General features: G+C 73.3%; 9 protein-coding genes (1 of these 9 running past the window's edge). 5 read left to right on the top strand and 4 right to left on the bottom strand.

Features of this window, described 5'->3' with window-relative positions; genetic code table 11:
* Positions 1-761, bottom strand: the 5' portion of a protein-coding gene (locus ACZ7GJ_RS07855; RefSeq protein ID WP_470750266.1) for an acyl-CoA dehydrogenase family protein. It extends 442 nt beyond the left edge of the window; the window shows 761 of its 1,203 coding nt (coding positions 1-761); its start codon is at positions 759-761; its stop codon lies beyond the left edge, outside the window.
* A gap of 179 nt (positions 762-940) precedes the next feature.
* On the opposite strand from ACZ7GJ_RS07855, the gene ACZ7GJ_RS07850 reads away from it, so the two are divergent.
* Entirely contained in the window at positions 941-2,161 is a 1,221-nt protein-coding gene (locus ACZ7GJ_RS07850; protein WP_470750265.1) for a thiolase C-terminal domain-containing protein, read from the top strand.
* Between the two features lie 1,164 nt (positions 2,162-3,325).
* Positions 3,326-4,003 (top strand): pyridoxine/pyridoxamine 5'-phosphate oxidase, encoded by a 678-nt coding sequence (locus ACZ7GJ_RS07845; RefSeq protein ID WP_470750264.1) that lies wholly within the window; start codon positions 3,326-3,328, stop codon positions 4,001-4,003.
* Here the strand turns inward: ACZ7GJ_RS07845 and ACZ7GJ_RS07840 are convergent.
* Entirely contained in the window at positions 4,000-4,512 is a 513-nt protein-coding gene (locus tag ACZ7GJ_RS07840; protein ID WP_470750263.1) for a Zn-ribbon domain-containing OB-fold protein, read from the bottom strand. The two genes, ACZ7GJ_RS07845 and ACZ7GJ_RS07840, sit on opposite strands and share 4 nt — an antisense overlap.
* Positions 4,513-4,703: 191 nt before the next feature.
* Between ACZ7GJ_RS07840 and ACZ7GJ_RS07835 the strand changes: the two genes are divergently transcribed.
* The 3 genes from ACZ7GJ_RS07835 (at position 4,704) to ACZ7GJ_RS07825 (ending at position 9,269) form a co-directional block, all read left to right on the top strand.
* Positions 4,704-5,858 carry a flavin-containing monooxygenase gene (locus ACZ7GJ_RS07835; protein ID WP_470750262.1) on the top strand — a complete coding sequence of 385 codons (1,155 nt, stop codon included), beginning with the start codon at positions 4,704-4,706 and terminating at the stop codon, positions 5,856-5,858.
* Between the two features lie 175 nt (positions 5,859-6,033).
* A complete protein-coding gene (locus tag ACZ7GJ_RS07830; RefSeq protein ID WP_470750261.1) occupies positions 6,034-8,268 on the top strand; it encodes an acetate--CoA ligase family protein in 2,235 nt (744 codons plus the stop codon).
* A gap of 197 nt (positions 8,269-8,465) precedes the next feature.
* Positions 8,466-9,269, top strand: coding sequence for an enoyl-CoA hydratase/isomerase family protein (locus tag ACZ7GJ_RS07825; RefSeq protein ID WP_470750260.1), 804 nt, complete (start codon positions 8,466-8,468; stop codon positions 9,267-9,269).
* Positions 9,270-9,290: 21 nt separating this feature from the next.
* Here the strand turns inward: ACZ7GJ_RS07825 and ACZ7GJ_RS07820 are convergent, their stop codons facing one another.
* Positions 9,291-10,085 carry a VOC family protein gene (locus tag ACZ7GJ_RS07820; RefSeq protein ID WP_470750259.1) on the bottom strand — a complete coding sequence of 265 codons (795 nt, stop codon included), beginning with the start codon at positions 10,083-10,085 and terminating at the stop codon, positions 9,291-9,293.
* Between the two features lie 124 nt (positions 10,086-10,209).
* Positions 10,210-11,130 carry a hypothetical protein gene (locus ACZ7GJ_RS07815; RefSeq protein WP_470750258.1) on the bottom strand — a complete coding sequence of 307 codons (921 nt, stop codon included), beginning with the start codon at positions 11,128-11,130 and terminating at the stop codon, positions 10,210-10,212.
* Between the last annotated feature and the right edge of the window lie 11 nt (positions 11,131-11,141).

Here is an 11,141-nt window from a genome sequence, read left to right as displayed (position 1 = left end):
CGCCCGGTGGCGGCGAGGGCGCCGAGTACGTCGTCGCCCTCGGAGCCGGAGCCCAGCAACTCTGCGGGTGTGTCGCGCAGTTGGACGCGCGCCTGCGGCCGGGTCTCGTCCAGGGCCGTCTGCCGTGACCGTACGAGGCCGGGCGCGTCCTCCCGTACGAGGAACAGCAGCGTGCGGCTGCGCGCGAACCCGCCCGTGTGCGCGGCGACCAGCAGCAGCGAGGCACTGTGCCCGTCGAGCACCTGGGCGGCCTCCCCGTACAGCCGCCAGCCGCCGTCCTCGCCGGTACGGGCCTGCACACCGCCCGCGCGGCCCCCGCCGGCCCATTCGCCGGGGGCGTTGTCCCCGGTCAGGGCGAGGGCGGTGGCCAGCGCCGGGCCGGGAACGGCGAGGGCCGCCGTCAGGGCGCCGGCCGCGAGGGGCGGGAGCAGGGCGGAGCGCTGGGCCTCGGTGCCGAGGGCGGTGATCAGCGGCACGCCGAGCGCGGCGGTGGCCAGCAGCGGCGAGGGCAGCAGCGCACGCCCGGTCTCCTCACAGGCCAGGGCCAGGTCGGCGGGGGCGCAGCCGACGCCTCCGTACTCCTCGGCGATGGCGATTCCCGGCAGCCCGAGCTGCCGGGAGAGCTGCTGCCACAGCTCGCGGTCGTGTCCGGCAGCGGTACGGACGGCGGCTTTGACCTCGTCCGGTCCGCAGCGCTTGCCCAGGATCTCGCGCAGGGTGCGGCGCATCTCGTCCTGCTCCGCGGTGAAGGCGGCATCCATCGTCGGGCTCCTCCCCGTATCTGACGGGCCGTCATGTTAGGGCGGGGCGAGGCAGATGCACAGGGGGCGGGGGCGGGAATCGGGTGCGGGTACGGGCGCGGGGGGCGGGGGCGGGTGCGGGCGAGAGGTAATGGAAACGGCACTGGAAACTGACACTACGTCAGATGTACGGTCGGCACATGCCTGCACCCACACCGGGACCCCTGCGGGGACCCGCATCAGCATCCGGACCCGCCGCGCCGCGCCGCCGGGTCGCGGTGGTCGGCGTCGCCCTCTCCGACTGCGGCCGGGTGGACGGCCCCACCCCGTACGCCCTGCACGCACAGGCCGCCCGCCGCGCCCTGGCCGACTCCGGACTCGACCGCTCGGCCATCGACGGCTTCGCCTCGGCCGGCCTCGGCGTCCTCGCCCCGGTCGAGGTGGCCGAGTACCTCGGGCTGCGCCCCACCTGGGTCGACTCCACCTCGGTGGGCGGCTCCACCTGGGAGGTCATGGCCGCGCACGCCGCGGACGCCATCGCCGCCGGGCACGCCAACGCCGTGCTGCTGGTCTACGGATCCACCGCCCGGGCGGACATCAAGGCCCGCCGGCGCACCTCGAACCTGTCCTTCGGGGCGCGGGGACCGCTGCAGTTCGAGGTCCCGTACGGGCACACGCTGGTGTCGAAGTACGCCATGGCCGCGCGCCGGCACATGCACGAGTACGGGACGACCCTGGAGCAGCTCGCCTCGGTGGCCGTACAGGCCCGGGCGAACGCCGCCACCAACCCGGACGCGATGTTCCGCGAGCCGATCACGGTGGACGAGGTGCTGTCGGGCGAGATGATCGCGGACCCCTTCACGAAGCTGCACTGCTGCATCCGCTCGGACGGCGGCTGCGCGGTACTGCTGGCGGCGGAGGACTACGTACCGGACACGGCGAAGGCGCCGATCTGGATCCTGGGCTCCGGGACCGCCGTCTCCCACACCACGATGTCGGAGTGGGAGGACTTCACGGCGTCCCCGGCCGCCGTCTCCGGCCGCCTCGCCTTCGAACGGGCGGGCGTGACCCCGGCGGACGTGGACCTCGCGGAGATCTACGACGCCTTCACGTACATGACCCTGGTGACCCTGGAAGACCTCGGCTTCTGCGCGAAGGGCGAAGGCGGAGCCTTCGTGGAGAAGGGCCGCCTGTTGCGGGACGGCGAACTCCCGGTCAACACCGACGGCGGCGGCCTGTCGGCCTGCCACCCGGGCATGCGCGGCCTGTTCCTGCTGGTCGAAGCGGTACGCCAACTCCGCGGCGAGGCGGGCCCCGGCCAGGTCCACAAACCCGGCGGCCACCTCCCCCAGCTCGCGGTCGCCTCGGGCACGGGGGGTTGGTTCTGCTCCTCGGGCACGGTGGTACTGGGGCGGGGGTAGGGGGCGGGACTGGCCCTGACCGGGGGCGTTGAAGGGTTTGGGGGTTTCCCGTCAGTCCCATCGTCTCTCCGCGTCGGTCCGCCCTGTCAAGGGCGCTCCCTGCGGTCGCGTCGCTGCGCGATGGCCTTCGGCCACCCTTGACAGACCGGCCCGCCACGGAAAGACAGGACTGTCGGGAAACCCCCAAAAGAACGGGCCGGATCTCCTCCTGACCACCGATCCGGACCTTGTCGCCGACCGGCACTTCGCCGACGGGAAACACCTCCCAACCTGCCTCAAACAGCGCCCAGATGATCCCGGCGGGGGGTCAGGCGCCCCAAATCGCTACGCGCTCCGCACGAATGGCGTCTCCGACCCTCTTGGGTTGGACATAGGCCGCCAACAATCGCTACGCGCTCCTCCGAGACGGCGACTGCAGGTTGTTGGGGCTGAGAGGGCCCCTATGGGGCCAAATGCAGGAGGGTAAGGCCTAAATGCTGCTCATGCGGGCTGTGTTGAGGCCATTTGGAGGCCGTTGGGAGGCTGATGGGCCTCTGACGGAGTCTGAGGTTGACGGATCCGGCCTCACGCTCCACCTGGACCACTTCCCACCCTCCGACAGCCCCCAAAGGGCACCACCAACCCCACAACCACCAACAACCCCAGTCGAGAGCCAGCCGCGGTCAGTCAGAGGGCCTGCTGGCCGTGGGCGGCCTATGACCGGCCACAGACGGTCGCCTGACGCGGTCGGCGAGGAGCGCGTAGCGATTTTGGGCGGCCTATGTCCAACCCAAGACGGTCGGAGACGCCATTCGCGAGGAGCGCGTAGCGATTTGAGGCGCCTGACCCCCCGACAGGATCATCTCGCCGCTGTTTGGGGAAGGTGCGGGGGTGTTTCCCCTTCAGCGGAGTGCCGTCCGGCTACAAGGTCCGGATCGGTGGTCAGGAGGACATCCGGCCCGTTCTTTTGGGGGTTTCCCGACAGTCCTGTCTTTCCGGGGCGGGCCGGTCTGTCAAGGGTGGCCGAAGGCCATCGCGCAGCGACGCGACCGCAGGGAGCGCCCTTGACAGGGCGGACCGACACGGAAAGACGATGGGACTGACGGGAAACCCCCAAACCCGTCAACGCCACCGGCCAAGAGCACCCCGCACGACCCACCCCCGACCCTGGTGTTCCATGGCCGCATGACCACCAGCGACCCCACCCCCGATGCCTTCCGCCGCACCCTGCACTCGCTGCGCGTGTGGGACACCGAGCTGCCCGGCTTCGACACCGCCGGTGCGCCCCCTGAGCCGCTGCCGCTGTTCCGCGAGTGGTTCACGCACGCCGCCGGGGCCGGGCAGTTGGAGCCGCACACCATGAGCCTGGCCACGGTGGACGCCCAGGGGCGGCCCGACGTGCGCACGCTGATGCTGCACGACGCCGACGAGCGCGGCTGGCACTTCGCCTCGCACTCCACCAGCGCCAAGGGCCGGCAGCTGGCCGGGCACCCCGACGCGGCACTCGGGTTCTACTGGCCGACCGTGGCCCGGCAGATCCGCATCCGGGGCCGGGTCGCCGCCTGCGGGCCCGAGGAGAGCCGGGCGGACCTGGCGGTCCGCTCGCGGGGTGCGCTCGCCGCGGCGCTCACGGGCCGCCAGAGCGAGGTGCTGGACTCCCCCGAGGAGCTGGTACGGGCCTCGGCCGCGGCGTGGGAACGGGCCGGCGCGGAGCCGGACGCCCCGGCGCCGACCTGGACCCGGTACGTACTGGACGCCGCCGAGGTGGAGTTCTTCCAGGGCGACGCCGCCCGCCGGCACACCCGCCTGCGCTACACCCGTACCGCGCAGTCCACCTGGACCCGCGAGCTGCTCTGGCCCTAGCTTCCGCCCGCCGGGCGGAAGACGGCCACCCGCACCCCGGGTGCCGCCTCGCGGAAGGTGACCTCCAGGTCCATCCCGATCCGGAGTTCCGACTCCGGGCAGTCGACGACCTCGGTCATCATCCGCGGCCCCTCCGCCAGGTCGACCACGGCGGCCGCATACGGAACCCGGGTCCCGAACGGCGGGAGGTCGTTGCGGTGGATCACCGACCACGTGTAGAGCGTCGCGCGACCACTCGCCGCCTCCCACGCCACCCGGTCCTCCCCCGCCCAGCAGGACGGGCAGAACTCCCGCGGGTAGTGGTGCGCCAGCCCGCACTCCCCGCAGCGGCGCAGCAGGAGCCGGCCCTCGGCGGCCGCGTCCCAGTAGGGGCGGGTGAAGTCGTCGATCTCCGGCAGGTCGAAGCGCGCCCCACCCGCGCCCCCGCCCCCGCCCGCACCCGCACTCGTGCTCGTGCTCGTGCGCGTCCCAGCGCCCGTACCCGTGCCCGTGCCCGTTCCCGTACTCATCGAGACAGCCCCATCTCCACCAGCATCCACATCTGACGTTCCGTCAGTTCACCGGATCCGGCCCCCGCCCGCAAGGGCCCGGCCCCCCGGCCGTGATCGATCCGCAATCGATTCCCTCCTTGTCCGAGACCCATCAACGCTGCGTGGCGATACGCTCACACCTCATGCCCGGAGTCCCCACAGCACCCGACATGACCACCCAGCCCCGCCCCGTGTACGTGATCGGCGCCGGGCCCGGCGGCCTCGCCGTCGCCGCCTCGCTGCGCGCCCGCGGGGTGCGCGCCGTGGTCGTGGAGAAGGCCGACTCGGTGGGTGCCTCCTGGCGGCGCCACTACGACCGGCTCCACCTGCACACCACGCGCCGCCTCTCCGCCCTCCCCGGCCTGCCCATGCCGCGCCGGTTCGGGCGGTGGGTCTCGCGCGACAACGTCGTGCGGTACCTGGAGAAGTACGCCGAGTTCCACGAGCTGGAGCTCGTCACCGGGGTTGAGGTGACCCGCATCGAGCGCGCCGCCGACGGCGACGGCTGGACGCTGCACGCGACCGGCGGGCGGGTGCTGGCCGCCGGGGCGGTGGTCGTGGCGACGGGGTTCAACCACACGCCCGCCCTCCCCGACTGGCCGGGCCGGGACTCGTACGCCAAGCCGCTGCTGCACGCCTCCGCGTACCGCAATCCCGAGCCGTACCGGGGCCAGGACGTGCTCGTCGTGGGCATCGGCAACACCGGCGCCGAGATAGCCGTCGACCTGGTCGAGGGCGGCGCGGCCCGGGTGCGGCTCGCGGTGCGCACGGCCCCGCACATCGTGCGGCGTTCCACCGCCGGCTGGCCGGCGCAGCGCACCGGGATCCTGGTACGCCGACTGCCCGTGCGGCTCGTGGACCGGCTGGGCGCGCTCGTCGCCAAGGCCTCGGTGCCGGACCTGTCGGCGTACGGGCTCCCGCGCCCCTCGACCGGCCTGTACAGCAGGGTCAAGGAGGGCGCGATCCCGGTGCAGGACGTCGGCCTGATCGACGCGGTCCGCTCGGGCCGGGTCGAACCGGTCGCGGCGGTCGACTCCTTCGACGGCGCCGAGGTGGTGCTCGCGGACGGCTCGCGGATCGCCCCGGACGCGGTGATCGCCGCCACCGGCTACCGCCGCGCGCTGGAGGGCCTGGTCGGCGACCTCAAGGTGCTGGACGAGCGCGGCCGCCCCCTCGCGCAGGGCGACCAGACCTCGGCGCACGCCCCTGACCTGTACTTCACCGGGTTCAGCAACCCGATCAGCGGGATGTTCCGCGAGATGGCCCTGGACGCGGAGAAGATCTCCAGGCACATCGCAAGGACCCCCCGGAACCAAGCCCGCTGACCTCGGCCGAATACCGCCCTGTACCGGCCCGAGGGGGTCTGTCACCGTTCAACACATCACCTCCACCAGCTTTCCTGCGCAGGCCTGTTCCTGACGGCACGTCAGTTCAGTAATCTGACTACACGTCAGTTATTGAGGTTCCATCGAGGTTCATCGAGCAGGAGCGGGCGGAACGATGCTTGGATCTACTCACGGCACCCTCACCACCGACTTCCGCGCACGTGTCGAGGCCTGCGGGGAGACCCCCAGGACGGCCGTCCACTCCACGGCGGCGCCGTCCGCCGAGGACACGGTCGCGCTGGACGTCAGCGGTCGGCCCCTGCACGCCGATGCGCCCGACCTGGACCGGTTCTTCCGGCCCGAGTCCGTGGCCGTCATCGGCGCCTCGGACGCCGAGGGCAGACCGAACACCGGCATCACCCGCCAGCTCATCGCCTGGGCGGACCGCGTCGGCGCCCGGCTCCACCCGGTGCACCCCACCCGTACCACCGTGTTCGGGCTGGCGTGCCACGCCTCGGTCGCGGACCTGCCCGAACAGGTCGACCTCGCCGTCCTCCTGGTGGCGGACCCGCTCCCCGTGATCGAGGAACTGGCCGAGGCCAAGGTCAAGTTCGCGGTCGCCTTCGCCTCCGGCTTCGCCGAGACCGGCGACGCGGGCGCGCTCGCCCAGGCGCGCCTCTCGGCCGCCGTCCAACGCTCCGGCCTGCGCCTGCTCGGGCCCAACACCAACCTCAACGCCTTCGAGAGCTTCCGCGAGGACCTCGACGGCCCCGCCATCGCGCTGATCACCCAGTCCGGGCACCAGGGCCGGCCCGTCTACACCCTCCAGGAGCTGGGCATCCGGCTGTCCCACTGGGCGCCGACCGGCAACGAGGCCGACCTCGAAACCTCCGACTTCATCTCGTACTTCGCCGAGCAGCCCGAGGTCGGGGCCATCGCCTGCTACGTCGAAGGCCTCAAGGACGGCCGGTCCTTCCTCCTCGCCGCCGACCGGGCCGCGCGCAACGGCGTCCCCGTCGTCGCCGTCAAGGTCGGCCGTACCGAGACCGGCGCCCGGATGGCCGCCTCCCACACCGGGAAGCTGACCGGCGCCGACACCGTCGTGGACGCCGCGATGCGGCAGTTCGGGGTCATCCGCGTCGACGGCCTCGACGAACTCCAGGACACCGCCGCCCTGCTCGCCCGGGCCCGTAGGCCCAAGGCCGACGGGGTCGTCGTGTACTCCATCTCCGGCGGCACCGGAGCCCACTTCTCCGACCTGGCGACCGAGGCGGGACTCAGCCTCCCCACCCTCTCCCAGGCCAAGCAGGACGAGCTGCACCAGTGGATCCCGGAGTACCTGGGCGTCTCCAACCCCGTCGACAACGGCGGCCACCCCGTGGGCGACTGGCGCGGCCGGAAGATCATCGACGCGATCCTGGCCGACCCGTCCGTCGGCGTCCTGATCTGCCCGATCACCGGCCCCTTCCCGCCGATGAGCGACAAGCTCGCCCAGGACCTGGTGGACGCCGCCGAGCAGACCGACAAGCTGATCTGCGTGATCTGGGGCTCCCCGGTCGGCACGGAGGAGGCGTACCGCACCACGCTCCTCGGCTCCTCCCGGGTCGCGACCTTCCGTACCTTCGGCAACTGCATCACCGCCGTACGGGCCTACCTCGGCCACCACCGCTTCACGGCGGCCTACCGCTCCCCCTTCGACGAGGCCCCCCGCACGCCCTCCCCCTCCTTCCGCAAGGCGCAGGCCCTGATGCGCCCCGGCCAGCAGCTCAGCGAGCACGCGGCGAAGCAGCTCCTGCGCGCGTACGGGATACGGGTCCCCCGCGAGCAGCTCGTGACCAGCGCGGCAGCGGCCGTACGGGCGGCCGGCCTGGTCGGCTACCCGGTGGTCATGAAGGCGTCGGGCCCGCAGCTGGCCCACAAGACGGAACTCGGCCTGGTCAAGATCGGCCTGACGTCCGCGAGCCAGATCCGGGACGCGTACCGGGAGTTGACGGACATCGCGCGCTACGAGAACGTCCCCCTGGACGGGATCCTCGTGTGCCAGATGATCGAACGCGGTGTGGAGATGGTCGTCGGGGTCACCCAGGACGACCTCTTCGGCCCGACCGTGACCGTGGGGCTCGGCGGGGTCCTCGTGGAGGTCCTGCACGACGCGGCGGTCCGGGTGCCGCCGTTCGGGGAGGACCAGGCCCGCCGCATGCTCACCGAACTGCGCGGCCACGCCCTCCTGGAGGGGGTCCGGGGCGCTCCCCCGGCCGATGTGGACGCGCTGGTCGAGGTCATCCTCCGGGTCCAGCGGATGGCCCTGGAACTGGGCGACGACCTGTCGGAGCTGGACATCAACCCCTTGATGGTCCTGCCCCGCGGCCAGGGCGCGGTGGCGCTGGACGCACTGGCCATCTGCCGCTGACCCGTCCCGGGCCGGTGCCTGGTGGGGCGGAGCCCCAGCCCCCGGGGTCGGAGCCTGTCCCCAGGACCCGGGGGGCAGAGCCCGCCCCGGGGGCGGAGCCCGCCCCCGGGGCGGGGCCGGGGGGCTCGGACTTGGTTTCGGGCCCGGGTTGGCCCGGGTTGGCGTACATCATCCATCCAGGAACGGGAGTTCAGCCCATGTCGACCACCGCCCCCGAGGACGAGGTCCTCCACCGCCTGGACAACGGCGTCTCGTGGATCACCCTCAACCGCCCCGAGGCCATGAACGCCGTCACCTGGGACCAGCGCGAGCGGATCATCGCGCTCCTCGGCGAGGCCTCCGCCGACCCGGCCGTCCGGGCCGTGGTCGTCACCGCCACCGGCAAGGGCTTCTGCGCGGGCGCCGACCTGCGCGGCGCCCCCGCCGCGGGCGAGCGCATGGCCGGTGACGTCGCCCGCATGATCCGGCTCGGCGCGCAGCGCCTGATCACGGCCGTGCTCGACTGCGAGAAGCCCGTCATCGCCGCGGTCAACGGCACCGCCGCGGGCATCGGCGCCCACCTCGCGCTCGCCTGCGACCTGGTCGTCGCCGCCGAACCGGCCCGCTTCATCGAGGTGTTCGTGCGCCGCGGCCTGGTCCCGGACGGCGGCGGCGCGTACCTGCTGCCGCGGCTCGTCGGCCCGCAGAAGGCCAAGGAGCTGATGTTCTTCGGCGACGCCGTCCCGGCGGCCGAGGCGCAGCGCCTGGGCCTGGTCAACAAGGTGGTCCCGGCGCAGGAGCTGGAGGCCGCCGCCCGGGAGTGGGCCGAGCGGCTGGCCCAGGGTCCGACCCGGGCCATCGCCATGACGAAACAGCTGGTCAACGCTTCCCTGGACGGCGACCGGGCGACGGCGCTGGCCGCCGAGGCCACCGCCCAGGAGATCAACATGACCACGGCGGACGCGAACGAGGGCGTGGCGAGCTTCGTGGAGCGCCGCACGCCCAAGTACCACGGCCGGTAGCCCGGGGAAGGGGGCAGATGCCTACATCCGCGGGTGGGGCTTCAGCAGCGCGAACACCGCCCCCGCCGGGTCCGCGGCCCAGGCGATCCGCCCCACGTCCGGCACGTCCGCCGCGGGCATCAGCACCGCGCCGCCGTGCCCCTCGATCTCCGAGACGGTGGCGTCCACGTCGGGCACGTTGAAGTACGGCACCCAGCGCGGCACCAGGGCCGATCCGCCACCCGCGCCCTCACCCTGCGGCGCGATCCCGCCGAAGGAGTTCTGCCGCTTGTCGCCGTCGGCGATGCTCAGCACCCGGTACGTCATCCCGGGCGTCTCCATCTCCTCGTGCCGCCAACCGAAGAGCCCGTAGTAGAAGGCGATGGCCGCGACCGGGTCCGGTACGTGGAGCTCCACCCACACCAGGGTGTTGTCGGCGGAGGCCAGCCCCAGCCCGGCGGTCCTGCCCGGCTGCCAGCACGCGAACTCCGCGCCCTGCGGGTCGGTGAACTGCGCGAGCCAGCCCTCCCCCATGACGTCCATGGGCTCCATCCGCACCTGCCCGCCACCGACGCGCACGGCCTCGGCGGTGGCCTGGATGTCGGGGCTGTTGAAGTGCACCATCCACGCCGACTTCGCGCCCTCCTCGGTCAGCGGCCCGATCGCGGCGACGGTCTTCCCGTCAAGCTGGAAGAACCCGTAGCCCCCCGCCTCGGGCCCGGCCGAGACGAACCGCCATCCGAGGACGGATCCGTAGAACGCAGCGGCCGCCCCGACGTCGGGGCTCCCGAGGTCGAGCCAGTTCGGTGAGCCGGTACGGAAGTCGGTGCCGAGCATGAGGTGCCTCCTGGGGGTTCGGTCAGGCGTACGTACGGCGGTACGCCGGCCCCCGCCACGATGCCGAACCAGGGACCCGCCCGCGCCCCGGCGGGCGTGCGCCCCTCGCGCCGGTCGCGGCGGTTCACCCGGTGGGCGCAGTCCCGCCGGCCGGGTCGGCGCGCCGCAGGATCCGCAGTTCCGGGTCGTCCGGGTCCCCGAGGAGCTGGAACAGCTCCGGGTGCGCCGCGGTGCCGGACAGCTCCCAGCGCTCCTCCCAGCCGACGCAGCCGGTCACCTCCAGCGTCATCCCGGCCCGGTAGCCCCGCCCGGAGCGGGCGGGCCCCCAGCTGCCGGTGGCCGTGCAGCGCGTCACGGTGCCGGCGCCCTGGTCCAGCGCCAGCGACTCGACCGTGGCCACGCCGTTCCCGTGGAGCCGGACCGTGCCGCCCTGCGCGCCGTGCCACTCGCCGACGTACGCGGCCTGCTGGAGCTTCGGCGGCCGGTACTCCACCGCCCCGCCCAGGACGGCTCCCCCCAGCAGGCCGGCCAGTGCCAGCAGGAGGGTCCACCGCGCCGTCGACTTGACGATGGCCCCGGGCGCCCGGCCCCGGCGCCCGGCGCGGAGCGCCACCCGCAGCGGCAGTATCCCGAAGCCCGCGGTCCAGGCCCAGGCGACCGGGTACGAGGCCCCCAGCGACCAGGGGCCCAGCGCCAGCACCGCGGACCCTGCGGCGACCCAGGCGGGTGCGGCCCAGCCGTGCCCGGTCCTGCGGGCCAGTGCGAGGGCCGGGCGGGTGAACGTCAGGGCGTGCAGGAAGGCGGTGAACGCCACCAGGACCGGCGTGAGCACGACCGCCAGGAGGAGCGCCACGACCATGAACGGCCCGCCGCCGCTGCGGCCGTAGTCGTCCTCCCAGTCCGGGAGGGCCATCCAGAGGGCGATGCCGGCCAGCAGTTGCCCGGCGGCGACGACCTCCGCGCCCGGGGCCGACCTCCACCACCCCTGGGGGGCGTTGGGCGCCGGCGGCGATGTCGGTGTCGGCGCCGGTCCCAGCCGTCTCACGTGTCCCTGTT

This window comes from Streptomyces sp. NPDC037242 (genome assembly GCF_055604165.1).
This window is presented reverse-complemented; position numbering and strand designations above follow the sequence as displayed.

Excerpts from the sequence above, each read along its gene's own strand:
- ACZ7GJ_RS07850 (WP_470750265.1), top strand. The coding sequence starts at position 941 with ATGCCTGCACCCACACCGGGACCCCTGCGGGGACCCGCATCAGCATCC.
- ACZ7GJ_RS07845 (WP_470750264.1), top strand. The coding sequence starts at position 3,326 with ATGACCACCAGCGACCCCACCCCCGATGCCTTCCGCCGCACCCTGCAC.
- ACZ7GJ_RS07840 (WP_470750263.1), bottom strand. The coding sequence starts at position 4,512 with ATGAGTACGGGAACGGGCACGGGCACGGGTACGGGCGCTGGGACGCGC.
- ACZ7GJ_RS07835 (WP_470750262.1), top strand. The coding sequence starts at position 4,704 with ATGACCACCCAGCCCCGCCCCGTGTACGTGATCGGCGCCGGGCCCGGC.
- ACZ7GJ_RS07830 (WP_470750261.1), top strand. The coding sequence starts at position 6,034 with ATGCTTGGATCTACTCACGGCACCCTCACCACCGACTTCCGCGCACGT.
- ACZ7GJ_RS07825 (WP_470750260.1), top strand. The coding sequence starts at position 8,466 with ATGTCGACCACCGCCCCCGAGGACGAGGTCCTCCACCGCCTGGACAAC.
- ACZ7GJ_RS07820 (WP_470750259.1), bottom strand. The coding sequence starts at position 10,085 with ATGCTCGGCACCGACTTCCGTACCGGCTCACCGAACTGGCTCGACCTC.